Origin of the sequence: Martinezella lusitana, assembly GCF_014207095.1 — a bacterium.
Lineage (GTDB): Bacteria > Pseudomonadota > Alphaproteobacteria > Rhizobiales > Rhizobiaceae > Rhizobium > Rhizobium lusitanum_B.
In genome coordinates, this window is the sequence record NZ_JACHBG010000009.1 from 148,739 (window position 1) to 174,348 (window position 25,610).

Below are 25,610 nucleotides of genomic sequence, written 5' to 3' on the forward strand. Positions count from 1 at the left end.
TTCCTTCAAAGGTATTGCCAGGCGCCATCCTGGCGCCCCGAGACTAGCCCGCCTAACGGCGGCATGTCCCGGATATGCCAGCGTCTCCGTTACAGTCCGGTAAAGGCACGATAATATTGCTCACGGTATTCGCCGGTGCTGGCTGCACCAGCATCGACGACGGCCCACCCGCGCCACCCGTCTGAGATGGGTCGCTTTGTCCATCCGGCAATGGCACACGTGGGCCGATCATCGGCGGAAGGGCCGGCTGCACCTGTGGCTGCGGCGGCACCACGGCTGGCCGGCGTATAACGGCCGGGCGACGGAGAGGTTGAACTGGACGGTTCTGATAGCCGATGGTGATCGGCGGCGTGCGATAGGGGGCCGTGTCGGGGTAGACCAGTTCGCCCGGCTTGCCGAGAACGGCCTCGGCTCCGCGCGGCGTGCCCCAGGGCGCCAGAGCAGCGCCATCGAAATGGCCGGCGATCGTGTAGCCGTAGACGGTACTCAGGAGCTGGCGCTCGGTGGCATGGGCATCACAGAGCCGGACCCTCGTCTGCACCATACCGAAATTGCGCTGGTCGAGCTGCCGCGCGAAACCAGCCTGAATCTGCTGCCAGGCATAGAGGCAGGTATCGCCGGTTCTGCTTTGGCCGGAAGCGTAACCGAATGGTCCATAACTATTCTGGACGAGGATCGCCGAGCGTGCGAGGCGCACGCCTGGAATAGCCGAGGCCATTTCGCGGGCGATCGCGCGTTCATTGATTGTGTTGAAAGGCCGGCTCCCGAGACCTTGATTTGGCCCCGCTACGCCGAAGAACTGAACCTTGAGGAAATTTTGACCAGGGACAGACGACGATGTGGCAAGCGAAATGGTCTGATCCACATCTTTCCCATGCCGTCGCTCGACCACATTGACGATTGCCGGACCGCCCGGTGGTGGAAATGCCAGCGCTTTTTCATTGTCGACAGTTTCTACGCCGATAGACTGCTTTACGTGACCAGTCGTCGTGCAGCCGGCTGCGAGGCAGGCCAAAGTAATCAGCGCTATAGTCTTTATAGAAAGCATATCTCGGGATCGCGACAATTGTTTATGGTCAGATTCATCGGCAAATTGCGCGCCGACTGGGGGAATCAAGTCTTTGTATTCGGTATAGTGAATAATGGTGAATATGGTTAACTGAGGGTTAATTTCGCGGCGGCATGTCTGTTGATGGAGGTTAAACAGTAGCCTCGTAAGCAATTCCACGCTGACGGGTGTGGAAGGCGGTATCCACTTAGAGCGGAGGCAAAGCCTTATCGATAACTATATGATTTTATTCACTATATATTTTGATTGGATGTCGGATGGGCGGCGGCGCTCTTAAGGGCCGCTGGGACTCGCCATCAAAGTCTCCGAAGCCGTGACTGGTGCGCGCAGTCTTAAAAGCTGCAGGAGAGCGGAAGTCCCCACTTTGATGAGGCTGGGGCTTTTCTGCGGTTGCGAAATGAATATAGTCGGCATCGTCGGATGGTGTCGTATCCGATCATTATTCCATTGTTACCGGCCGCAAGGCGCGAAAGTTCTGCACCCAAATGCTGGCCTGGCTTGATCAGAAAACCGAGATTGTCGAAAGTACCGATCAGGCATCGCGGTACTTCGAGCCAGCGCATGCCGCATATTACAGCGGGAAGCCCGGTCAGCCGCTAAAACTCATGCTGCAGGCACGCAGCGACTTCCTGTCGATCTGGCGCCGGGGAGATTACCGCGAGCACGTGGCCGAGTTCAAGCTTCTGGGGCGTCAGATCGTCATCGTCAATTCTCCGGATGCGATCCGCTATGTAGTGGCCAAGCGGCATGAGAATTTCGAGCGCAAGACGCCGCAGATGCGCCGCGCGCTTGAGTATCTGCTCGGCGACGGGTTGTTCATTTCCGACAAAGAGACCTGGAAGCAACGCCGGCCGCTGGTCTCGGACATCGTGCATAAGAACCGCGTGCCCGCCTTCGGTGCGATCATGCAGACGACCGCGTGCGAACTTGTTGACCGATGGCAGCGCCTAGGCGAGGGGACGGAAGTAAACGCCCTGTCCGAAATGGCGGGGCTGACTGCGGAGATCATCTCGCGGAGCGTTTTCGGCAACGACCTTGGCGAGGAGAGCGCCAATGCCGTGACGGAAGGTTTCGCCAGCTATCAGGCTTTGGTCGATTCCATCAATCTCGGCTATTTCCTTGGTTTTGATGAGGGACTCCCAATCGTCAAGACGCCGAGCCTGCGTCGGTCGGTCAAGCGCATCCATCGCATTATTGACCAGGTGATCGAAGATCATCTCGCCGGCAAGGGCGACAACAGCTCGATGGTCGAACTGCTGATCCGCCGGCAGCAGCGCAACCCGGAACTGAAACTCGATGTGGTCGCGCTTAGGAACGAGGCAGCGACCATCTTCATGGCCGGGCATGAGACAACGGCTGCGACCCTCACCTGGGCATGGTATCTGCTCGCGGGTGCGCCTTGGGTGGAAGAAGCTGTCCACGCGGAGATTGAGGCCGTCTGCGGCGACCGTGTCCCATCGATAGACGACGTCGCAAAGCTTGATTGGTGCCGGGCCGTGATCGAGGAGACGCTGCGGCTTTACCCGCCGGTTCCGATTTTGGCTCGACAGGCGGCCGAGCCGGATGAAATCGGCGATGTGAAGGTGCGCAAGGCGGCCCTCGTGTTGATCGTGCCATGGATTTTGCATCGCACGGACTCGCTTTTCCCCGAGCCGCATCGCTTTCATCCAGAGCGCTTCTTGGGTGATACGCGACCGACGCCTTACAGCTATATTCCATTCGCAGCCGGCCCTCGGGTATGTCCCGGTTTGCAGTTCGGTCTTACCGAGGCGATCCTCTGCCTTGCGATCCTTGCCCAGCGTTTTCGCGTACGCGTGAAGCAGGGTCACAATGTTCAGCCGCAATGCCGTCTGACTTTGCGGCCTCGTGGCGGCATACCCGTTACGTTGCACAGGCGCTAATCAGATGCTGGTTGGTGACAACGGCACGCCACCCGTTCCACAAAAGCGCAAGGCCTGGACCTATGAGGCTCCAAAGGCGCCGCCGCTTGCCGACTTCCTAGCCGGTGGCCATCAGCGCAAAACGTTCCTGCGCTATTGGCTCCACGACAATATCGACAATGCCGTGGACCTTTTCCTGTACTTCGCCTTGACGCTCCTGCCTGTTCGGACGCGCTCGGCAGTTGGTGGGTGGCTCGGGAGGTTCTTGGCGCCGCGGTTCCACAAAGGAGCCTATGCACGCGCTGCTGCTAATCTGAAGGCAATCCGACCGGAGTTGGGCGAAGCCGAACTCAAGGAGTTATTGGAGCGTTATGCGGACTCACAAGGTCGCCAGATGGTGGAGTATTCCGCGGTGGCCCAGCTGGCTCGCCGTCACGTCCGCAAGATCGGCATGGATGACATGGTCGAACGCTGCGCCGATGGTCCGGTGATTTTTATTGCCCCACATGTTGCCAATTGGGAGGTGCTGGGCTGGTGCCTTCTCGATATGGGCTTGCCTTTCGGAATTAACTACGATCCCCCCAAACGCCGATCACGGCAATACATCGCAAACAGGATGCGTAGGAAGGGGCCTGGAGCGCGTATCTTGAAGCCTGGCCGCAGCTATGTGCGCCCGGCGCTGCGGATGTTGGAGAGTGGCGGCAACCTGCTGATATTCTGTGACGAAGCATTTGGTGGTCGCATTCGGGCGCCCTTCTTCGGACGACCAGCTCATCTCGAAAGCAACTATGCCCTTGTTGCGCGAATGGCGCGAAAGACGAATGCGTTGATCTATCCGCTGTTCATCAGGCGGGATGGTGGAGCCAGTTTTGCCTTGCAGGCACTGGAGCCGTTCAAACTGCCGAAAACGCCAAGCACTGAAGAGCAGATTATTGAGGATGTTGGCGTTCTGAATGCAATAATAGAACCCATTGTTCGCGAACACCCAGAGCAATGGTATTTCGTGGATAATCGACTATTATGAACTCTGTAATCGACCCCTGGTTATTCGTGCATGGTGGCAGTTCGAGAAGATTGATTTTATTGAAATCGAGGGAATTCCGATGCAATCATACGATGAATCGCAATTGATAGTTGTGTATGGTTGAAGAGCGTCGGAGTTTGAACTGCTATCCTGAAGTCGGAAAATATAGCAGTGCTCGACGATCCTGCTGCTTTATGCGGAGCCAAAAAATCTTTTGGCGATCGCACGTTCCGCTATATAGCCACTGTGGCTTCAGTTTTATCAGACGATTTGGATGGGAATGGGTTTTAGATGACGATTTTGGTTTCCGGCGGGGCAGGCTTCATCGGCGCGAATTTCGTCCTCAGCTGGCTTGAGAGGCATGACGAAACGATAATCAATCTCGACAAACTCACCTATGCGGGTAATCTGGACACGTTGAAGGATTTGAGAGGCAACAATCGTCATGTGTTCGTGCATGGCGATATTGGCGACCGCGAGCAGGTAAGCGAGCTCATTGCCAGGCATAGGCCGCGAGCGGTGATCAATTTTGCAGCCGAAAGCCACGTGGACCGTTCCATTCACGGCCCGGGCGATTTCATCCAAACGAATGTGGTTGGCACCTTCAACCTGCTGGAAGCTGTACGCGGCTATTGGGATGGCCTACCGGAGGATGAGAAGTCCGCTTTCCGCTTTCTGCATGTCTCAACTGACGAGGTCTATGGTACCTTGTCCAAGGATGATGCTCCTTTCAACGAGCTCAATCGCTACGAGCCGAACAGCCCTTATTCCGCCAGTAAGGCGGCGTCAGATCATTTGGTCCGTGCGTGGTATCACACTTATGGTCTGCCGGTATTGACGACCAATTGCAGCAATAACTACGGCCCTTATCATTTTCCAGAAAAGCTGATCCCGCTAGTGATCCTGAACGCGCTCTTGGGCAAGAACCTTCCTATCTACGGTGATGGGCAGCAGATTCGTGACTGGCTTTATGTCAGGGATCATTGCAGTGCCATTCGGCGAGTGCTGCAGGAAGGCAAGATCGGCGAGACCTATAATGTCGGCGGCTGGAACGAGAAACCGAACCTCGATGTCGTGCATGCAATCTGCGCGATTCTGGACGAGCTCAAGCCGAAGGCCGATGGTGGCCGCTATAGTGATCAGATCGTTTTCGTAAAGGACCGGCCTGGCCATGATCGTCGCTATGCGATCGACGCTGGCAAGCTTGAGCGTGAACTGGGCTGGAAGCCGCAGGAAACATTTGAGACCGGGATTCGAAAGACGATCGAATGGTATCTGGCCAATCAAGATTGGGTTCGCAACGTCACCAGCGGCGACTATCGCGACTGGGTCGGCAAACAATATGAGGCTCAGTCGTGAGCGCCATTCTAGTTACCGGCGCTAATGGACAGGTCGGGTATGAGTTGCGGCGCTCACTTGCACCCTTGGGTGGAGTTGTCGCTCTGACGCGCCAGGAAATGAATCTGGCCAATGAAGCAAGCGTCCTTGCCGTACTTCGGGAGCACGAACCGCGTATCATCGTCAATCCTGCGGCGTATACAGCGGTAGATCGCGCTGAAAGCGATGTCGATCTGGCGATGGCAGTCAATGCTACCGCACCCGGGGTCCTGGCGCGCTGGGCCGCCGACAACGATGCCTTGCTCATCCATTACTCAACTGACTACGTCTTTGACGGCACGAAGAATACCCCTTACGCGGAAGGGGACGCTGTCAATCCGCAGTCTGTCTATGGCGAAAGTAAGTGGCGCGGCGAGGAGGCAGTCCGTTCCTCTGGCGTGCGTCATGTCATTCTGCGAACCAGTTGGGTTTACGGTCATCACGGCAGCAACTTCCTGAAGACAATCCTCAGGCTGGCGCAGGAACGAAGCGAGCTGAATGTTGTGGCTGATCAGTTGGGCGCGCCGACGTCGGCAGCACTGATTGCCGACGTTACGCGGACGATCGTCGAACGCGTTTCGAATTTGCAGACAACAGATGGTTTCAAAGAGACCTTTCATCTAACCGCTCGCGGCAATACGTCATGGCATGGCTATGCTGAGCACATCGTTCGTGAAGCGTCGGCAGGAGGTTTCAAACTTGCTCTTTCAATCGATAAGCTCAAGCCTATATCGACCGCGGAATATCCCACTCCGGCGAAACGGCCAGCCAATTCAAAGCTGGATTGCACAAAGCTTATGAACCGCTTAGGCATTACTCTTCCTGCATGGCAGGAGGGGGTTGACCATGTCGTGGCAAGCTTGCGGTCGACATGAGTGGAATGCTGTAGAACCGTGTGTGGCTTTGGTCACTAGGGCAACGGACAAGCACGAATGGAAAGAAGACGAGACGCACAACGATGACGAAAGCACGCAAAGGAATCATACTTGCCGGTGGCTCGGGAACGCGTCTCTATCCAGTAACGCTTGCGGTCAGCAAACAGCTACTGCCAATCTACGACAAGCCGATGATTTATTATCCGCTAACGACCTTGATGCTCGCTGGCATTCGCGAGATCCTTGTCATCTCTACGCCGCAGGATACGCCCCGTTTCGAACAGTTGCTCGGCGATGGCAGCCAATGGGGTATCAAGCTCGACTACGCGGTCCAGCAAAGTCCGGATGGCCTGGCACAGGCCTTTTTGATCGGTGAGGCGTTTCTAGATGGGGCGCCATCCGCTCTGGTCCTCGGCGACAACATTTTCTATGGCCATGACTTTACTCGTCTGCTCCATGATGCGAGTAGTAGGCAGGCTGGAGCGACAGTATTCGCCTATCACGTACAAGACCCGCATCGATATGGTGTCGTCGAGTTCGATCGTCATGGGCAGGCGGTCAGCCTTGAGGAAAAGCCGAGTGTGCCGAAGAGCAACTATGCGGTAACAGGACTCTATTTCTACGATGCCACAGTCGTTGATGTCGCCAAATCCATCCGCCCTTCACAGCGCGGTGAATTGGAGATAACCGATGTCAATACGCATTATTTGAACGCTGGCCAGTTAGAGGTACAGACCATGGGGCGGGGCTATGCATGGCTGGATACCGGCACGCATGACTCGATGCTGGAGGCGAGCCACTACATTGCCACAATCGAGAACCGGCAGGGCTTGAAGGTTGCTTGTCCCGAAGAGATTTCCTATCGCAATGGCTGGATCGGCGCGTCTAAAGTTGAGGAGTTGGCGCATCCGCTCAAGAAGAACGCCTATGGGCAATATCTCCTTGGGATCCTAGGTGAGAAAATATTCTAACTCTATACCGCGGTACTGTGAGTTGCTGGTGTTTCTCATGCGAACTTTGAGCAAGAAATAGATGAAAGCTATCGATACCGCCATTCCGGATGTTAAGCTCATCGAACCAGCGGTTTTTTCCGACGATCGCGGCTTCTTCTTTGAAAGTTTTAGCAAAGCGAAATTTGATACGGCGATCGGTAGGAGCGCCGATTTTGTGCAGGACAACCATAGTCGATCGGGAAGGGGTGTCCTGCGTGGTCTCCACTACCAACTGCCGCCTCATGCTCAAGCCAAGCTCGTGCGTGTCGTGGTTGGCGAAGTTTATGATGTCGCGGTTGACATCCGCAAATCTTCACCGACGTTCGGACAGTGGGTCGGCGTCCTTCTCTCCGCGGAAAACAAACGCCAGCTTTGGATCCCGGAAGGGTTTGCGCACGGATTTCTGACATTGAGCGATAATGCCGAGTTCCTCTATAAGACCACTAACTATTACTCTCCCGAGAGTGATCGTGGCATTCGTTGGAACGACCCGCAGATCGCGATCGACTGGGGCGCTAACGAGGCCCTCACTCTTTCTCCGAAGGATCAGCGACAACCACTATTAGCAGATGCAGAGACCTTCGCATAAACCGATATAAGGCCTGATGTACCCGACATCGACATATTTCATAAGGGCTAACGCGGCGGGAAAATCTTGCCGCGTCTTTGCCGACTGCCGCGCGTTGCAATGCAGGTCCACTTCGGATGTAGGTTGACGGTTTGCGATTTTATCATGTGGCAACTTAGTCGACCGCCAAGATCGCTTTGATCACTCCCGCCTCCGGCCTCAACCACTCCCTGAACACTTCCGGTCCGTCGTCTAACGAACCTTGATGCGTGTTCAATGCTGCTGTTTGCACCCGACCATTCGCCATCTGCTTCACAACCTCCGCGAAATCATCCGGCTGCGCATTGCGGCTGGCAAATAGCGTGGCTTCGCGCTTGTGAAACTCCGGATCCGAGAACGTGATATCGTCGCGGACGACGCTGACAAGGACGTAGCGGCCGCCATGGGCGATAAAGCCGAAGCCGCGTTGCATGGCGCGGGCGTTGCCGGTTGCGTCGATAACGACGTCGAAGAAGTCGCCATCGGTCAGACGTTTTGCTTGCGCCTCCGCTTCATCGTTGGCGATGAGTGTGCGGTCGGCATCGAGCGTAGCGAGGGCGAATTCCAATCGGTCTTCGCGCATGTCCATGACCGTAACGTCGGCACCGCGCGCCTTGGCAAAGATGATGGCAGACATGCCGATCGGGCCTGAGCCGACGACGAGGACGCGATCCCTAGCAGTGATGCCGCCACGCTTGACCCCGTGGGCGCCGATGGCCAGAAACTCGATCATGGCAGCCTCATCCAGCGAAGCCTTGCCCGCCGAGGCGACATTCTGCTCGGGGACGCAGATGAATTCAGTCATCCCGCCGTCGCAATGTACGCCGAGAACGGAGAGGCTCTGGCACGCATTGGTCACACCGCGGCGGCAGGCAACGCATTTGCCACAGGCGAGGTAGGGGACGATGTAGACATTCTCGCCGTTTCGGAGACGGGTAGAGCCATTCGCATCTTCGACTGTGCCGGAGAGTTCATGGCCCATGACGCGCGGATATTGGAGGAATGGGTGTTTGCCCTGGTAGATATGGAAGTCCGTGCCGCAAATGCCGACACGTCTGATGCGCACCAGTACCTCTCCCGGGGTTGGCTTGGGAACATCGCGCTCAATCAGCGAGAGCTTACCGGGTTCGTTACAGATCAGTGTCTTCATTGTGATGCACTCTTCAAGGGCTCGGGACGGATTGTCGGTGTTGGAAATAGCCGCCTCATGCGGAGACAAAAGGACGGTCTGGAGCTTCTGCTAGCTCTTCGCTGATCCCCAGGGTAACGCATTCTGGTTTGTCAGAAGCGATCATTGAGCGACCTCTTTCAGTGGATACCGCGCGGCGATTTCCCTCAACGTGGGAGCACTTGAATGACTTCCCACTTCACCTGCCCATGTAAGGAACGAGCGAATGCGGCGATCGACTTTCTCGCGATGGTGCTGGCTGATATCCGCGATGCGGTGATCGAGGAATGGATTGCGGAAGCGGTCGAGGGTCGTTGCGATATAGGTCCTGGCCTCGTCGCCCATGCGGTTTGCGGCAAAGCCGGGCAGTACTTCGCTTTGATAGAGCGTCTCCAACCTCGCGCAAACGTCATTGTCCGCAAAGATGCCGCGCACGGTTTCATCCGCAGATCGATTTTCGCGCTGCCAGATTTCGGCAAGAAAGGTGTGGCCGAGATTGAGGATATGCAGTTTCAAGCGCTCGTAGGGTTCGAGGTCATCCGTCAGCACGATGCTGGGATGGCTGCAGGGCGGTCGCACTCCCGGTGCGCGTTTGATTGCCCAAAGCGCATAGGGCTCCGCGACGGCACCGATCGGATCGATCGGCTCGGAAACGATACGGTCGACCAGCGTCTCGGCGAAGGCGACATGGGCGTCGAGCCAAGCGAAGAAGTCAGCCGGCAGCCTGTTGCGCGTTGCGCAATCGATGACCGCCTCTCTTAGAACCTTCCCATTGGCCGTTATCAGCTCACAGGGAAGAATAACGAGTGGGCGGCCGGATCGTTGCCAGCGCTTGACGAGGAGAGCTGCAAGCTTACCGGGGAAGGAGCGCGGAATCTCGCCGTCATTACCACGGCGATCTTCTTCCAGCGAGGTCTGATAACCCGTGTCGCCAGTGTTGGAGATGACGAATTCGGCATCCTCGGCAAAGAGCGATGAGAGTTCCTCCCAATTTTCCGTCGCGGAAAGGCCGCGTACGACGCTTTTGACCTGCACCGTATGGCTTACGGGCAGTCCGTCCGACAGGCCGCGGACAATCACAGGGTAGCCATTTGTGTCGTTGAAGGCTGCGACGCGCCCGCTGCGGCTGTTCGCGCCGGACACCTGTACGACGGTAATCGGGCCGACGTCCTGGCCGGACTGCTTTGCTTCATGCACGAACAGTGCTGCATGTGCCTGCAAGAACCGGCTTGTGCCGAATTGGATTATCCGCGAGCTCACGCAAGTTGCCTCATAGATGCAATATTGATTGCTGTTCCAGCTCGCTCGGGATGGCCTCGAACCATCCCTCAGTCGCGCCGGATTTGTTTTTTATCTATAGAAAACATCTGATCCATCGGCAGTCAAATGTTTTTATCGAAACAAGGAGAGGTTTCGTGTGAGGTGCCAGGCCGTGTTGGGATACAGACGAAGTCCTCTGCGATATGGGCAATTATGAGCGATATGCCGAGGGTCAACGTCCGGATGGATAGCTTGCCGCCGCTGCCGCGGCATATGCCACGTGCTCTACGGCGATCTGAGACGGGCTGATCTCCGTGCGGACAGCATGGGGGCCATGACTATCGGTGGGCGATCGGTAGAAAACATTAGCACAGCTGGCCGTGACCGATCATGCTCATTCGGTCGCTATAGGTCGCGGAGACGGCCAAGCGCTAAAGGAGGTGGTTTTGAGCTTTGGCGGTTTTCCGACAGATGATCAGCGCGCCGCCGGGCTTGCTGTCCGACGTGCGCCTTCTTCAGTCAATGTCTGGCCGTGGAATTTCGAAAGTGCCATGACGACATCGTCGATCTCCTTGGCGAGGCGTTGGGCATCCCATTTCAAAGCGGTCGCGGCAATTGCGCCGATTTCGCGCAAGCCCTGGATCGTCAGCAGGCCTTCGATTGCCAAAGTCGTGCGGCGGAAGACGATATCGGAGAGATGGACGACCAGTTCCTGCCGTGCGATCCAATCGATCTCGAGCGCACTGTGGCGTTGCGCGCCGGTGATACGTTGATTGTCACTATAGTCCGATGGATGGGCAAGGATTGCCGCGGCTGTTGTGCCGTAGCGGCTGAGTAGCTCATCCGCCCTGCTTATCTCCACGCCGGTTTTGACGGCGATCGACCGAATCCAGCTTGCACGCTCGTTGGAGCCCGTCGGAAAATCCCGACCGCCGCCGATGGCGAGACGCTCGGTGGACTGTTTGCGGTTACGCTGAAGGCGAGTAAGCACGGTATCGGCCACTTCTTCGGCAAAGCCGCGGAATGTCGTCCATTTTCCGCCAACCAGCGAGATGATCGGGAAAGGGCGTCCCGGCTGCGGTTCGAAGACCGGTGCGGAGTGGTCGCGGCTGATGAGGCCCGGTGACGAGGCGTCCGAGGCGGGCAGGGGACGGATGCCGCTGTAACTGTAAGTGACCTGATCGCGGTCGAAGCGCAGGCTCGGCAGCAGTGACCGCACGCTGTCGATGAAATAGTCGATCTCATGCTCTTCGCATCGCACATTGTCCGGGTCGTCGCAGGGAATGTCGGTCGAGCCGACCAGTGCCTGGCCAAGATAGCCGTAGACAAGGCAGATACGGCCGTCATCGGCCTCGAAATAGATCATATGGCCGTTCAGGCTGCGCACCAGTTCCGGGTGATCGAGAAGGATATGCGACCCCTTGGTGCCGCCGATCAGATGGGCGGGCGCCCCTAGTGCGGCATTCACATGATCGATCCACGGACCGGCGGCGTTGACTACAAGCTTCGGCCGGACGGAGAAGGCGTAGCCGTCCGAGCGCCGGAAGGTCAGCAGCCCGTCGATGGACGATACAAGTGTCGTTGTATTGGCGGCCAACGAGCCCTTATTGGCTTCAAGCCCGTCATTGACCAATTCATAGACCAGGCGCTCCGGCCGGCTGATCTTGGCGTCGTAATAAATACCGCCAGCAACGATCTGGCGTGTCACATGCGGCATTTCCTTGAGCGCACGACCCTTCAGCAGGAACCGGTGGCGCGGCATCACGCGGTTTCGCGAGCCGAAGAAGTCGTAGAGCGCAAGCCCGATCTTGATCAAGACAGCGCCGCGGCTGCGTGGCGCTGTCGTTGATCCGAAGAGTGTTCGAAGCGCGGCGGGTATGCCGCGCATCCACGAGAAGATCGGTACGAATGTCGGTAGCGCCTCGACGCAATGCGGTGCGTTCTTCAACAAAAGGTTCCGCTCGAGCGCCGATTGAGCGACCAGCCGGAACTCGCCGGTTTCCAGATATTTCAGGCCGCCATGGATCAGGCGCGACGGTGCTGCACTCGTCCCCGAACCGAAATCGGATTTGTCGACGATCAGGCAGTTGATGCCCTGTACCGAGAGATCGCGAAACAGTCCGGCGCCATTGACGCCTGCACCGAGAATGACGACGTCGATATCCCCGTCTTGAAGTTGCGAGAAACGTTGTTTCAGATCGGCAGCCATATCGGTCATAACATCATCGTCCTGCTGAATTGCCGCGGCAGAGCTTGCCCCGCGCGGCGCAATTGGCGGTCTAGTCTTGGGAGGTTTGGGAGGCGAGATTACCGATCCGCGGCCAGAGCGGCGTCATGGCTTCGGCAATGTCCTTGAAGAGATCATAACGAACCCGATACTCGGCGCTACGATGCGGGTCTGGATGGTAGGTCGTGGCGATCCCTGCAACATCACGCGGATTGCTCTGCGGGCTCGCGTAGACACCGATGCCGGCGCCGGCACAAAGGGCTGCTCCCCAAGCCGCGGCCTCGTCGGTTTCGGTGGTCGTAACCGGCATGCCGAGGATATCGGCAAACATCTGCACGACGATCGGGTTGCGCGACACGCCGCCCGCGAGCCTTGCCTGATTGAAGGAAAAACCGTCGCTTAGGGCATCGACGTGAATCTTATGGTTGAAGGCGATCCCCTCAAGAACCGCCCGCAGCATGTCGCCGCGATCATGCCAGCCGCCAAGGCCGAAGAAGCTGGCGCTTGCCTGGACACCATAGGGCGAGCCGAACAGATAGGGGTGGAACAATGCGCTCGATGGCCGGTTGAATGCTGCCTTGATCTCGGGTGCGAGCAGGGCGTGAATGGATTGGCCTGCCGCTTCAGCGTTTTTGATTTCACTGGCGCATAGCTTGTCCAGAAACCATTCATAGTTTGCCGATGATGCCGGCGAGATCGACATGTTGTTCCATTGGCCTGGCGCAATGGCGTTACGACAAAACCAGCGGCGATCGACACGCGGTGTGGAAGAAAGCGTCTCGTTGATCGAATAAGTTCCGGCAATGACCGCAACCACCCCTTCGCCGTAGCCACCTGCTCCAAGTGCGGACGCGGTAACGTCATGCAGGCCGGCGACAACGGGCGTGCCTTCGGCAAGGCCTGTGCGTCTTGCCACGGCTTCCGTTACATGTCCGACGACCTCATCGGACCGCGACACAAGCGGCAGCGCGCCCACCACCTCGGCAACGCCGAAGAGCTTCAGCGCATCCGCAGAATAGGCCTGGGTTGAAACATCGGTGAACGAGGTGCTTGCCTCGGTGCGGTCCGTGCCGGTAACGCCCGTCAGGCAAAAGCGCAGCCAGTCCTTGCAGCTTAGAATATGGCCGATTGCAGCGAAGCGCGCGGGCTCATTGGCCTTGATCCACGCAAGCAGCGCCGAAGGTGCTGAGACATGCGGCACCTGACCGGTCAATCGCAAGGATTCGTCGGCAACCGGGCTTTTCAGCCATTGTTCGACGACCGATCCTGCGCGGCTATCGAGAGATAGAATGGCGCGTCCGAGCGGCTTCTTCGCTCTGTCGAGCAGATAGATTCCGTCGCCGTGGGCGGTCGCGGCGATCGCCTGAATGTCGCTTGCAGAGCGATTGCTGAGCTTGATTGCTTCTGCGATGGCATCTGCAGTCTGCGTCCAGAGCTCGTCCATGTCGCGTTCGACATGGCGAGCGTGCGGCATGAATTGGGTCACGCGGCGCCGTGCGACTGCAAGCGGCGTTCCGTCGACATCGAAGATCACGGCTTTGGTGACGGTGAGACCGCTGTCGATTCCGAGCAGACTCGGCATTCCTGTTACTCCCGATGGTGAAGGATCCGGCGCCGGCCATATGGCCGCAATGGTCAGGATCGTTCTTTGTCGCTCCTGGCGACGACCACGTTGATGTTCTTGCTCTGCATGCGTTCGAGATGCGTCGCCGGGATCTGTTCATCGACGATGACGACGTCGAACTCGTCAAGGGCGGCAAAACTGTGCAGAGCCCGCCGCTCGAACTTGGTGTGGTCCATCAGCAAGACGCGTCGCGCCGCACTGTTGAACATCGCGCGCTTGATGTCTACCAGCTCGGGCGACTGATGAAAGACGACGTCATCGATGATGGCCGACATAGAAATGAAGGCAACATCTGCCCGCAGGCGATTGATTTCATTGATGGTCATGCGGCCCATGAAGGCGTTGCACCAATTGTAATATTGCCCGCCAAGCGCCAAAAGGTTCACATCATGCATATCCTTCAGCGCGTTCATCAAGGTCAGTGAATTGGTGATCGCCGTCACCGGGACTTTGGCCGAAAGTTGCGACGCCATCTGCAGGACCGTGGTGGAATCGTCAAGGAATATCGCCTGGCCGGGTTCGATGAACTGCATGGCGGCGGTCGCGATCATCTTCTTTTCGCTGGCCTGCCGGTTGGCGCGATAAACGTCGCTGGATTCGATCAGGCTGGTGGCGGTCGCCGTGACGATGCCGCGCGTCTTGCGCAAGAGGCCGCGGTTGACCAATTCATCGACATCGCGATGCGCGGTCATCAGGCTGATGCCGAACCGCTCCGTCAAATCCTCGATGCGGATGGAATTCTCCGCCATCACCGCCTCGGCGATCATTTGCCGGCGGGCGATCTGCCGGGATTGCCGGCTGTCGCTTGGCAGTTCATCCTGGAGGAAGGCAATGGGGCTTGTCTTGTCTGTCACGTTGGCCTCTGACGCTGAGCCTTGCGGATTACATTTGCCGCAGCGAATGGAATTCTAGAGAAAAAGAGTAGAAAGAACAGTTCGCTACCGAGATTACTGCAAGTTATGCCTGATGTTTTGTCAGGAAGCCACCAGCGGCGGCTGGAAGGATGGGGATGCCGCTTCCGGCACCCCCGTTATCATTACTGAGCCAGAACGAACGGCGCCGTGTACTTGGCGACATTGTCCTTGGTGATCAGGAGGCAATCGAAAAGCTGCTTTTCGCTCTTGGCACCGGTCTTGCCGGTCTTCAGGAAGCTGTCGGCCTGCTTGACGGCTTCTTCGGAGAAGACTGCGACCGGCTGCAGAACCGTGTACTGCAATTCGCCGGCCTTGATGGCGGCAACTGCGTCCGGCGAACCATCGAAGCCGCCGACCTTGACGTTGGCAAGCTTGCCGGCTTCCTTGAGAGCGGCAATCGCGCCGAGCGCCATTTCGTCATTGCCGGAGATCAAGCCGATGATATCAGGGTGAGCCTGCAGCATGGACTGCATCTTGTTGTGGCCCTGGGTGCGGTCCCAGTTGGCAACTTCCTTGGCAGCCTTCTGCAGGTCCGGGTACTGCGTCAGAACGGTTTCATAGCCGTTCGAACGGGTCGCGGCGTTGTTATCGGAGGGCGAGCCGAAGAGTTCGGCATACTTGCCCTTGTCGCCAACGGCTTCGACCCACTGCTGCGCGCCGATAGCGGCACCCTGAGCGTTGTTGGAAACGAGCTGCGCCTTGGCAAGGCCTTCCTGGTTGATTTCAGCATTGACCAGGAAAACAGGGATGCCGGCGGCAACGGCCTTCTTGACCGCGCCGACGGAGCCGTCAGCATTGGCCGGATCGAGGATGATGGCGACCGACTTGTTGGTGATAGCCGTGTCGATCAGGTTGCTCTCGGTGTTGGTATCGCCCTTGTGGGCACCGACCGTTGCGGTGTAGCCGAGCTTTTCAGCAGTTGCCTTGGCGACATTGCCCTCGGTCAACCAGTAGGGGTTGGACGGATCGTTGACGATCACGGTGATCTGGCCGGCGGCCCATGCGGCTCCGGTCAGAAGCGGCGCCACAGCAACCGCTGCCATGACGATGCGCAAACCTTTTTTGAACATTAGTCTCTCTCCCTTTTGATGAGCTTTGGTGATGCCGGCGGGCCGGCGGTTCTTTCACTGGTCGGAAGTCTCCGATCAGTGACAAGTTCGTATGCAGCGTCAGCTGGACTTGGTCCGGCGTCCGTACTGGATGCTGTTCATGAGCACGGCGAGCACGATGACGGCACCGGTGAAAACGGTTTGCCAATAAGAGGACACGCCGATGATCACCAGGCCATCCGACAGAAAGCCAATGACAAAGGCGCCAATCATGGTACCGCGCGCGGTGCCGCGCCCGCCTGTCAATGCCGCTCCACCGATAACCACGGCAGCAATTGCGGTTAGCTCATAGGTGTTGCCAGCCATCGGCACGGCGGAGGTCAACTGCGAGGATAGGACTAGACCTGCAACCGCGGCGCAGACACCCGACAGAACATAGACTGCAATCTTGACCTGCCTGACCGGAACGCCGGAGAGATCGGCAGCGCGCTCATTGCCGCCTGAAGCATACAGCCAGCGGCCAAAGGCGGTGCGGCTGAGGACTAGGCCGCAGATAATTGCGAGCGCAGCGAGCACGAGAACGCTGATCGGGATGCCGGCTAGACGGTTGGAACCCAACCAAGCAAAGCCCGTGTTGCCGAGTTCTGGACGGCCAGCGAGATTGTTGTAGGCAAGGCCGTTGCTCATCAGCAACGCAAAGCCTCGAGCGACGTACAGGACGCCGAGAGAGGCGACGAAGGCTGGAACGCGCAGGTAAGCGATGAGTACGCCGTTGACTGCGCCAACGATCCCGCCAAGCACGCAAGTCAAGATCACGACGGCCCATACTGGGGGATAGAGAATGATGCCGAAGCTTGACAGGACGACGCCCTGCATCAGGAAGCCCGCAACACAGCCCGTCAGACCGAGCGTTGAGCCGACTGACAAGTCAATACCGCCATTGAGGATAACGAGCAGCATGCCAATGGCCAGAATGCCGTAAATGGCAACATGTGATGCCATGATCAAAAAGTTATCCAATGTGAAGTAATTGGGCGACAGGAAGGAGAAGACCGCGATGATGGCGATCAGCGCGAAGAAGGCGCGCCCTTCCAGGATCAGCCGCACGAGACTGAAATTCCGCCGCTGTCCGTTCGAAACTGGCTTTTTATCTGTGATGTTCGTGACTGACATAATCAGTGCTCCATGAATGCGGCTAGTGCGCGACCACTGCTTCGCCGGAGGCGGCCATGATCTTTTCTTTGGGGACGTCGGGACCGAATTCGGCTGATATCTTGCCGCGGTGCATGACGATGATGCGATGGGCGATGCTCAGGCATTCGGCGACTTCCGACGTCGAATAGATGACCGCCAGACCTTCCTTGGCGCGCTCGGCCAGAAGCTTGAAGACTTCCGCCTTGGCGCCGATGTCGATGCCGCGGCTCGGCTCGTCGAGCAGGATCACCTTCGGATCCGTCGCCAGCATCTTGCCGATGACGACCTTTTGCTGATTGCCGCCCGAAAGCGAGCCGATCGCAGCCTCGCCGCCATCGGTCTTGATGTGAACCTTGCGAATGGACGCGTCGACAAGCGAGCGCTCGCGGCCGGTCGACGTAAACAGGCCCTTGGTGAAAGCACCGATGCTGGCGAGCGACAGGTTGGAGCCAACGGTCATCGTTTGCACGAGGCCGTCGCGCTGCCGATCTTCAGGCACTAGGACCAGGCCCTGGGCGATACGGCCGGCGATGCTGAGATTGCCGAGGTCACTGTTCCCGAGCAGGACACGGCCACCGCTCGATCTCAGGCGACCTGCGACACATTCGAGCAACTCGGTGCGGCCTGCGCCCATCAGCCCGTAGATGCAGACGATCTCGCCGGTACGGACCTGAAGCGACATGCGATCGACCGCGTTGTAAGCGGCACCCGAGGGGCCGGGAACGGTGAGGTTATCGATCGTCAGCGCGACATCGCCCATCTTGTAGCCGCTCGGTGGACTGCCCAGGTCGAAATTGTCGCCGACCATGTTGCGCACGATCCATTCGAGATCGATGTCCTTGCGCTCGGCATAGGCCGTCATATTGCCGTCGCGCAGAACGACGGCGTGATTGGTGATCTGCAGCGCCTCTTCGAGATGATGCGAGATGTAGACGATCGACACGCCGCGGCCGGTCAGATCGCGAATAACCTTGAACAAGACCTCGACTTCGGTGGCACTGAGCGCCGATGTCGGCTCGTCCATAATCAGGATACGTGAATTGACCGAGAGCGCACGGGCGATCTCGACGATCTGCTGCTGGCCGAGGCGCAGGTCTTCGACTGGGGTGAGCGGATCGATGTCCTCTTCGAGCTCCTCCATCAGCGCGCGTGTCTGGCGCTCTTCCTCGGCAAAATCGACCACGCCACCTTTCAGGATCTCGCGACCCATGAAGATATTGTCACGGACGCTGAGATTGGGAGCGAGGCTCAGTTCCTGATGGATGATGGAAATGCCGCAGGAGCGAGCATGGGTGGAGGAGGCAAAGCTGATAGCGCTGCCATCGAGGACGATTTCGCCCGAGCTCGGCTGTATGACGCCGGAGAGGATCTTCATCAACGTCGACTTGCCGGCACCGTTCTCGCCAAAGAGCGTCGTGACTTCGCCGCTGCGAATGTCGAAATTCACACCCTTGAGGGCATGGACGTTGCCGTAGGACTTGGCAATGTTACGGGCGGCGAGAACAACTTCGCCCGTGCGCGCCTGTTTTTCTCTCGCCTGGCTCATTTCAGCTCGACCTTTACGGGAGTGATAAGCCAGTTCTTGGGATTGATGAGTTTGAACACGCCGACAATCGTTGCCGTCTTACCCGTCAGCTTTTCCGGGTCGAGGCTGCCAAGGGTCGCCTTCTTCATCTCGTTGTTGATAGCCGAGCCGGCGTCCTGATATTCGATCTGGTTGGTGAACTGCCCGAACTGAATATTGCCGGTCGCGTCGCGAAGCTCGGTGCCGTTGATCGCCGGTCCGGTCTGGACGCGAATGACAACGCCTTCGGGAAGGCCCTGGACTCTGAATTCGTTGAGGTTGGCCTTGCGGTCACCAAAAGCGCCGGTGAGGGAGACTGGCAGCACCGGGCCGGTGCTGGTCGCCACACCATATTTCTCGCCCGCCGCCTTCTTATCAGCGAGGACGGCGGTGGCGAGCGTCACCGCATCGACGGCGCGCTTCTCGATATCCGCCTGTACCTTCGGAAACTCCTGGGCGCCGTAGCTATTCGGTTGGAAACCCTGTTCGCGCACATCGTGCTGGGAGCCGATCGTGACGACCTTGGTATCGGCGGCAATGGCGCCAATCACGATGACGACTGCGGCGATGCCGGCTGCGATCTTGAGCTTGGAGCCTGTTGGCTTGGCGGTTGTGTATTGAGTCTGCGTATTCATGTTCAAACGACCTTCGGCGATTGTGCCGGATTGCCTGATGGAGAGGGAGAAAAGGTGCTGCGGTGCCGGCTACGATCCAGCTGTGGCCAATGCGCGCACTTGGACCTGCGGGCATTCCGCTCGGCCACAGGTCGTGCCGCGACGGGAAAGGGAGTTCAGCATCAGGAGCCTCCTCAGCATGCCGAGTGACCGTCTCCTCCGATCGCCCGTCTTGGTTCTGTGGCCATCGATATCGACGGCTTCCGTGATAGAGTTGTGTTAATAACCGTATTTCATATGTTATAAATTTCGGAAGGTGTCAATCGGCAAAAGCAAGGCTTTGTCTGTTCTCCGTGCTCTCGCAAACGTGAGTCCCTCGCCTCCCTACACTCTATCGCTTCCATTCTGCCAATCGTGCGCGGAGTCATCGATCATATTGTGAATGGAGCTTTTCTAGAGTGCGGAAAAATCCATTATTGCATTGATATAATGAAGTAATATGGAGAGATTGCTCAAGGCGATCGCAACTTGAGTTTGCTTCTCCGCTTGACGCATGCGTCCCGAAAGTTCTTTTCCTTGGCCCGCTCCGGCAGCTTCGTCGCCGATCCGAGTAGGACTTCATGCCGTACATTTTAGCTGAAAAAAATTACAATACCAGAAAAAAATTACTGCAACTATGATATCTCTGTGTTATAAATGAGAGATCAATATGGTGGTTGCATTTGCGTATGGTTTGGCGGCGTCGAATGCGACTGATGCTCTATCTAGGGTCGTTCCCCTATGGGTGTAGGCGCGGATGGTTGAAAACGAGCGTTAGGGATAAGACCGGGAGGAATGAATATGTTTTTGGCGAATGCGAGCGTCCCCGGTGCGGGGCGGGCAGTGATGGGGCAGGTGCACAGTGCCTAAGAGTGACGGGATCATCATCGGGATCGATGCGGGAACTTCGGTTCTCAAGGCAGTCGCCTTCGAGTTGTCCGGCCGGCAGATCGCCTCCGCGTCGGCGCGAAATCGCTATGAGACGGGTGATGATGGTTCCGTAACGCAGTCGCTGAGGCAAACCTGGGCGGATTGCATCAGCGCACTGCGCGGCCTTGGCGAGAAGGTGGCGAATCTTGCGTCACGCACGGCTGCGATTGCGGTAACGGGGCAGGGTGATGGCACATGGCTCGTCGGAGCCGGCAATGCTCCTGTCGGAGACGCATGGCTCTGGCTCGATGCACGTGCTGCGCCGACCGTGACGCGGCTGAGCGCCGGCTCGGACAATCGCGCCCGCTTCGAGGCGACCGGCACGGGCCTCAATACTTGCCAGCAGGGCACGCAGCTCGCCCATATGGACCGCTTCATGCCGGAACTTCTGGATCGGGCCGAGGCATCGCTTCATTGCAAAGACTGGCTTTATCTCAACCTGACGGGTGTTCGGGCGACCGATCCGTCGGAAGCAAGCTTCACCTTCGGCAATTTTCGCAATCGGCAATATGATCCGATCGTTATCGATGCGCTCGGCCTTGCGCGCCGGCGTTCGCTTCTGCCTGACATCATCGATGGTACTCAGATCAGCCACCCTCTAACCGCTGACGCGGCAAAAACGGCCGGATTACTGGCGGGAACGCCTGTCTGCCTCGGCTATGTCGATATGGTCATGACCGCGCTTGGCGCCGGTGTGCGGACGGGCGGTCAGAATGCCGCCTGCTCGACGATCGGTTCAACCGGCGTCCATATGCGTGCGAAAGCCGTGCCGGACGTCCAGCTCAACGATGAGGGAACCGGCTATGTCATCGCCTTGCCGATCCCGGGCATTGTCACCCAGGTCCAGACCAATATGGGTGCGACCATCAATATCGACTGGATTCTTCGGATTGCAGCCGATCTGATGTCCGAAGGCGGCAGGAAAGTTTCCCATTCCGACCTCATAGCGCGCATCGATGCCTGGTTTGCCGAAGCGCGCCCGACGAACCTACTCTACCATCCGTATATTTCCGAGGCTGGTGAGCGCGGCCCCTTCGTCAACGCCCATGCCCGTGCCGGTTTCACCGGGCTTTCGACGCGGCACGGCTTTGCCGACATGTTGCGGGCCGTGGTCGAAGGGCTCGGCATGGCCACGCGTGACTGCTATGCGGCCATGGGCGACATGCCGTCGGAGTTGCGCATCACCGGGGGCGCTGCCCGTTCGCGCGCACTTCGCGGCTCGCTTTCTGCCGCCGTCAGAGCGCCGGTGCGCATTTCGGATCGCGAGGAGGCCGGTGCTGCCGGCGTTGCCATGATGGCGGCGGTCGCCATCGGTGCCTACCCCGACATGGACAGCTGTATCGCCGACTGGGTGACGCCGCTGCTCGGCGACGCCGAGGCGCCGGATGCCGAAAATGCTGCGCGCTATGACCGACTGTTCGACGCCTACAAGGATGTGCGGCAGGCGATCGCGCCGGCTTGGGACAAGCTGGCGCAGCACTAGCCGGGCACCGTGAGCGGGCGCCGTATTCAGATTTGATTTGATGATGCCAAAGGCATCCGAAGGAGCATGACATGATGGAACCGGAAATCTTTGATCTTTTCGTCGTCGGCGGAGGCATCAACGGTGCCGGCATCGCCCGCGATGCAGCCGGCCGGGGTCTTTCGGTCATGATGTGCGAAAAAGGCGACCTGGCCGAGGGAACGTCCTCGCGTTCCGGCAAGCTGGTGCATGGCGGCCTGCGCTATCTCGAATATTACGAGTTCCGTCTGGTGCGTGAAGCTCTGATCGAGCGTGAAGTCCTGCTCAATTCCGCAAGCCATATCATCTGGCCGATGCGTTTCGTGCTTCCTCATAGCCCGTCGGATCGTCCTGCCTGGCTCGTGCGCCTCGGGCTTTTCCTCTACGATCATCTCGGCGGCCGCAAGAAGCTGCCGGGCACGCGCTCGCTCGACCTTCACCGTGATCCCGAGGGCGCTCCGATCCTCGATCAGTATTCCAAGGGCTTTGAATATTCCGACTGTTGGGTTGATGACGCACGTCTCGTCGTCCTCAATGCGCTCGATGCCGCCGCCAAGGGTGCGCAGATCCTGACGCGGACGGCCTGCATCAGCGCCCGCCGCGATCAGGGCGTCTGGATCGTCCAGATGCGAAGCGAGCGCTCAGGAGAGGTGCGCACCGTGCGCGCCAAGGCGCTGGTGAATGCGTCTGGCCCCTGGGTCAACGATATCGTCCACCGCGTTGCCGGCTCCAACAGCAGCCGCAGTGTCCGTCTGGTGAAGGGCAGCCATATCATCGTTCCGAAATTCTGGAACGGCCAGCAGGCCTATCTGGTGCAGAACCACGACAAGCGCGTGATCTTCATCAACCCTTACGAAGGCGACAAGGCGTTGATCGGCACGACCGACATTCCCTATGAAGGCAAGCCGGAAGAGGTGAAGGCAGACGAGAAGGAGATCGATTATCTCATCACCGCCGTCAATCGCTACTTCAAGGAAAAGCTGCGCCGTTCCGACGTGCTGGAAAGCTTCTCCGGCGTGCGCCCGCTCTTCGACGACGGCAAGGGCAATCCGTCTGCTGTAACGCGCGACTATGTCTTCGATCTCGATGAGACCGGTGGCGCGCCGCTTTTGAATGTCTTCGGTGGCAAGATCACGACGTTCCGCAAGCTCTCCGAACATGCGATGCAGAAGCTCGCGCGGTTCTTTCCGAAAATGGGCGACGACTGGACACGTGGCGCCACGTTGCCGGGCGGTGAAATTCCAAATGCCGATTATGTGTCTTTCACGGATACGCTCCGTAGCGCTTATCCGTGGATGCCGCGCGCGCTCGTCAATCATTATGGGCATCTCTACGGTGCGCGCACCAAGCTCATCGTTGGCGACGCAACCTCGCTCGCAGGGCTCGGCCGCCATTTCGGCGGCAATCTCTACGAGGCCGAGGCTCGTTATCTGGCAGCTTCCGAATGGGCGCAGAAGGCGGAGGACGTGCTGATGCGCCGCACCAAGGAAGGGCTGCGCATGACGCTCGAGGAGAAGGCGGCATTCTCCGCCTGGTTCGATACCGAACTGGCACTTGCCGCCTGAACCAACCGACATCTGCCGGGAGACGATATCGATGTCCTTGACGCTTTCACTCAACACCAATCCACTGGTGAACCGCTTTGCGGAACCGTCCGACCTGATCGAAACGGTGGCGCGCGATCTGCGCATCCGCGATCTGCAGCTGACGCATGAGTTCATCAATCCAAGCTGGCAGGCGCCTGTCATTCGCCGTCTGACGCGTGATATGCAGGCCGCGCTGAAGCGCACCGGCGTCCGCGTGACGTCAGGCATGACCGGTCCTTACGGCCGACTCAACCACTTTGGCCATCCGGACAAGGACGTTCGCCGCTACTATGTCGACTGGTTCAAGACCTTTGCTGATATCACGGCTGAGCTCGGCGGACATTCCGTCGGCACGCAATTCGCGATCTTCACCTACAAGGACTATGACGATCCTACTCGGCGCGAGGAGCTCATCCAGATCGCGATCGATTGCTGGGGCGAGGTGGCAGAACATGCCCGCGCTGCCGGTCTCTCCTATATCTTTTGGGAGCCGATGAGCATCGGCCGCGAGTTCGGCGAGACGATCGAGGCCTGTCTTTCCCTGCAGAAGCGGTTGACGAAGGCGCCATTTGCCATACCAATGTGGATGATGGCCGACATCGACCACGGAGACGTTACGTCCGCAAACCCGGACGATTTTGATCCCTACGCGTGGGCGCGTGCTGTCCCGAAGGTTTCGCCGATCATTCACATCAAGCAGAGCCTTATGGATAAGGGTGGGCACCGCCCTTTTACTGCGGAATTCAACGCCAAGGGCCGTATCCAGCCTGCGCCGCTTCTCGAGGCCTTCGCTCAAGGTGGCGCCGTAGATAACGAGATCTGCCTTGAACTGTCCTTCAAGGAGCGTGAGCCGAACGATCGGCAGGTTATCTCGCAGATCGCCGAAAGCGTCGCCTTCTGGGCTCCTCATATCGACACGGGCGTCGGTGACTTGCATATCTAACCGCAGAGGTAATCGAGTTCCGATTCTCCAGGCAAATCAGCGATGCGCGATGCCTCAGGAAAGCAATCGGGACCCCAAGAATAAGCAGGCGGAACCATATGCGTGACATGATGAAGAGGAACGGTCGATGACGGATGCTGATGCTTCGCTCGCCGTGCGGGCGGCCTGGCTGCACTATGCCGGCGGGTTGACACAGTCTGAGGTGGCAAAGCGCCTCGGCGTTCCCTCGGTCAAGGCACACCGATTGATCGCGCGTGCCGTCGCCGAGGGTGTCGTGAAAGTGACGATCGACGGCGACATCGTCGAATGCGTTGAGCTGGAAACCGAGCTGTCGGCGCGGTTCGGCCTGCAATATTGCGAGGTCGCTCCAGACCTCGGTGAGGATGGTTTTGAGTTTCGCGCGCTCGGCCAAGCTGGCGCCGGCTTCCTCCGCCGGGAGATCGAGAGCGGCAGCAACAAGGTCATCGGCCTCGGCCATGGCCGCACGCTGTCGTCGGCCGTTCATCATCTGGCACGGGTCAATGCCAAGGATTTGCGCTTCGTGTCGCTGCTCGGTGGTTTGACCAGAAACTATGCCGCCAATCCCTATGACGTTATGCACCGCATCGCTGAAAAGACCGGTATGCAGGCGCATGTGATGCCGGTGCCGTTCTTTGCCAATACGCGCGAGGATCGCGACGTTCTTCTGGCGCAGCGCGGTGTCAGGGAAGTCTTCGATCTTGCCAACGGCGCCGAGCTGAAACTTGTCGGTCTCGGCACCGTCGATACGGAAGCACAGCTCGTCCTGTCCGGCATGGTCGAGCCGCGCGAGATCAAGGAAGTCACCGCAGCCGGCGGCGTCGGCGAAATCCTCGGCCATTTCTTCGACGCGGAAGGCAATATCCTCGAAACGACGCTGACGGCGCGCACGCTTTCAGCATCGCTGCCGCGTTCGAAAGAGGAACGACTGGTTGCGCTCTCCGGTGGTCTGCCGAAGGTCGAGGCCATCCGGGCCGTGCTGAAAAGCCGCTGTCTCTACGGTTTGATTACCGATGAACGAACAGCGCGGGCTTTGTTGAAAGTGTAGTCGACGCAGTTTGTAACGTGATTTCGCATCAATATCACAATTGAAATGTTGAATTGTGATATTGATATGTTATATTTCTCCCAATTCCACTCGGGCAATGGCCGGAG

The 25,610-nt window shown here is 58.3% G+C and carries 20 protein-coding genes; 10 read left to right on the forward strand and 10 right to left on the reverse strand.

Translation table 11 applies throughout. The annotated features are described in order from the left end of the window. Window positions 1-52: 52 nt before the first annotated feature. A complete protein-coding gene (gene bcsN / locus GGD46_RS19630) occupies window positions 53-1,048 on the reverse strand; it encodes a cellulose biosynthesis protein BcsN (protein ID WP_184706954.1) in 996 nt (331 codons plus the stop codon). A 506-nt stretch (window positions 1,049-1,554) separates the two neighbouring features. Between bcsN and GGD46_RS19635 the strand changes: the two genes are divergently transcribed. The 6 genes from GGD46_RS19635 to rfbC all read left to right on the forward strand — a co-directional run bounded on the left by GGD46_RS19635 (window position 1,555) and on the right by rfbC (window position 7,806). Continuing rightward, on the forward strand, window positions 1,555-2,970 hold the full coding sequence (locus GGD46_RS19635; RefSeq protein WP_184706956.1) for a cytochrome P450: 1,416 nt from the start codon (window positions 1,555-1,557) through the stop codon (window positions 2,968-2,970). 4 nt (window positions 2,971-2,974) lie between these two features. Beyond that, entirely contained in the window at window positions 2,975-3,973 is a 999-nt protein-coding gene (locus GGD46_RS19640; RefSeq protein ID WP_184706958.1) for a lysophospholipid acyltransferase family protein, read from the forward strand. Window positions 3,974-4,264: 291 nt separating this feature from the next. After that, window positions 4,265-5,332: a dTDP-glucose 4,6-dehydratase gene (gene rfbB / locus GGD46_RS19645; RefSeq protein WP_184706960.1), complete on the forward strand. Its 1,068-nt coding sequence runs from the start codon at window positions 4,265-4,267 to the stop codon at window positions 5,330-5,332. Then, window positions 5,329-6,225 carry a dTDP-4-dehydrorhamnose reductase gene (gene rfbD / locus GGD46_RS19650; protein WP_184706962.1) on the forward strand — a complete coding sequence of 299 codons (897 nt, stop codon included), beginning with the start codon at window positions 5,329-5,331 and terminating at the stop codon, window positions 6,223-6,225. The genes rfbB and rfbD overlap by 4 nt, the downstream gene beginning before the upstream one ends. An 83-nt stretch (window positions 6,226-6,308) precedes the next feature. After that, window positions 6,309-7,196 carry a glucose-1-phosphate thymidylyltransferase RfbA gene (gene rfbA / locus GGD46_RS19655; RefSeq protein WP_184706964.1) on the forward strand — a complete coding sequence of 296 codons (888 nt, stop codon included), beginning with the start codon at window positions 6,309-6,311 and terminating at the stop codon, window positions 7,194-7,196. 61 nt (window positions 7,197-7,257) lie between these two features. Further along, a complete protein-coding gene (gene rfbC, locus GGD46_RS19660; protein ID WP_184706966.1) occupies window positions 7,258-7,806 on the forward strand; it encodes a dTDP-4-dehydrorhamnose 3,5-epimerase in 549 nt (182 codons plus the stop codon). A 154-nt stretch (window positions 7,807-7,960) separates the two neighbouring features. Here the strand turns inward: rfbC and GGD46_RS19665 are convergent, their stop codons facing one another. The 9 genes from GGD46_RS19665 to GGD46_RS19705 form a co-directional block, all read right to left on the reverse strand. Continuing rightward, the gene (locus GGD46_RS19665; RefSeq protein ID WP_184706968.1) at window positions 7,961-8,974 is read right to left on the reverse strand and encodes a zinc-binding alcohol dehydrogenase family protein; all 1,014 of its coding nucleotides are present in this window, start codon (window positions 8,972-8,974) and stop codon (window positions 7,961-7,963) included. A 141-nt stretch (window positions 8,975-9,115) separates the two neighbouring features. Next, complete coding sequence (locus GGD46_RS19670) at window positions 9,116-10,252, reverse strand: mannitol dehydrogenase family protein (RefSeq protein WP_184706970.1); 1,137 nt, start codon at window positions 10,250-10,252, stop codon at window positions 9,116-9,118. A 475-nt stretch (window positions 10,253-10,727) separates the two neighbouring features. Beyond that, window positions 10,728-12,470, reverse strand: a complete 1,743-nt coding sequence (locus tag GGD46_RS19675; RefSeq protein WP_184706972.1) for a glycerol-3-phosphate dehydrogenase/oxidase — start codon at window positions 12,468-12,470, stop codon at window positions 10,728-10,730. A 61-nt stretch (window positions 12,471-12,531) separates the two neighbouring features. Next, window positions 12,532-14,061 carry an FGGY-family carbohydrate kinase gene (locus GGD46_RS19680; protein WP_184706974.1) on the reverse strand — a complete coding sequence of 510 codons (1,530 nt, stop codon included), beginning with the start codon at window positions 14,059-14,061 and terminating at the stop codon, window positions 12,532-12,534. A 53-nt stretch (window positions 14,062-14,114) separates the two neighbouring features. Beyond that, entirely contained in the window at window positions 14,115-14,870 is a 756-nt protein-coding gene (locus GGD46_RS19685; RefSeq protein WP_313206316.1) for a DeoR/GlpR family DNA-binding transcription regulator, read from the reverse strand. Between the two features lie 269 nt (window positions 14,871-15,139). Further along, window positions 15,140-16,087 (reverse strand): D-ribose ABC transporter substrate-binding protein, encoded by a 948-nt coding sequence (locus GGD46_RS19690; RefSeq protein WP_184706978.1) that lies wholly within the window; start codon window positions 16,085-16,087, stop codon window positions 15,140-15,142. 99 nt (window positions 16,088-16,186) lie between these two features. After that, complete coding sequence (locus GGD46_RS19695) at window positions 16,187-17,239, reverse strand: ABC transporter permease (RefSeq protein WP_184706980.1); 1,053 nt, start codon at window positions 17,237-17,239, stop codon at window positions 16,187-16,189. Between the two features lie 22 nt (window positions 17,240-17,261). Further along, window positions 17,262-18,806: a sugar ABC transporter ATP-binding protein gene (locus GGD46_RS19700; RefSeq protein ID WP_184706982.1), complete on the reverse strand. Its 1,545-nt coding sequence runs from the start codon at window positions 18,804-18,806 to the stop codon at window positions 17,262-17,264. Continuing rightward, window positions 18,803-19,459 carry a DUF2291 domain-containing protein gene (locus GGD46_RS19705; protein ID WP_184706984.1) on the reverse strand — a complete coding sequence of 219 codons (657 nt, stop codon included), beginning with the start codon at window positions 19,457-19,459 and terminating at the stop codon, window positions 18,803-18,805. Before GGD46_RS19705 ends, GGD46_RS19700 begins: the two co-directional genes overlap by 4 nt. An 880-nt stretch (window positions 19,460-20,339) precedes the next feature. Between GGD46_RS19705 and GGD46_RS19710 the strand changes: the two genes are divergently transcribed. The 4 genes from GGD46_RS19710 (at window position 20,340) to GGD46_RS19725 (ending at window position 25,503) form a co-directional block, all read left to right on the forward strand. Continuing rightward, window positions 20,340-21,890 carry an FGGY-family carbohydrate kinase gene (locus tag GGD46_RS19710; protein ID WP_184706986.1) on the forward strand — a complete coding sequence of 517 codons (1,551 nt, stop codon included), beginning with the start codon at window positions 20,340-20,342 and terminating at the stop codon, window positions 21,888-21,890. Window positions 21,891-21,961: 71 nt separating this feature from the next. Next, complete coding sequence (locus GGD46_RS19715) at window positions 21,962-23,473, forward strand: glycerol-3-phosphate dehydrogenase (RefSeq protein WP_184706988.1); 1,512 nt, start codon at window positions 21,962-21,964, stop codon at window positions 23,471-23,473. Between the two features lie 31 nt (window positions 23,474-23,504). Then, window positions 23,505-24,437 (forward strand): sugar phosphate isomerase/epimerase, encoded by a 933-nt coding sequence (locus tag GGD46_RS19720; RefSeq protein WP_184706990.1) that lies wholly within the window; start codon window positions 23,505-23,507, stop codon window positions 24,435-24,437. Between the two features lie 127 nt (window positions 24,438-24,564). After that, window positions 24,565-25,503 (forward strand): sugar-binding transcriptional regulator, encoded by a 939-nt coding sequence (locus GGD46_RS19725; RefSeq protein WP_184706992.1) that lies wholly within the window; start codon window positions 24,565-24,567, stop codon window positions 25,501-25,503. Window positions 25,504-25,610: the final 107 nt, after the last annotated feature.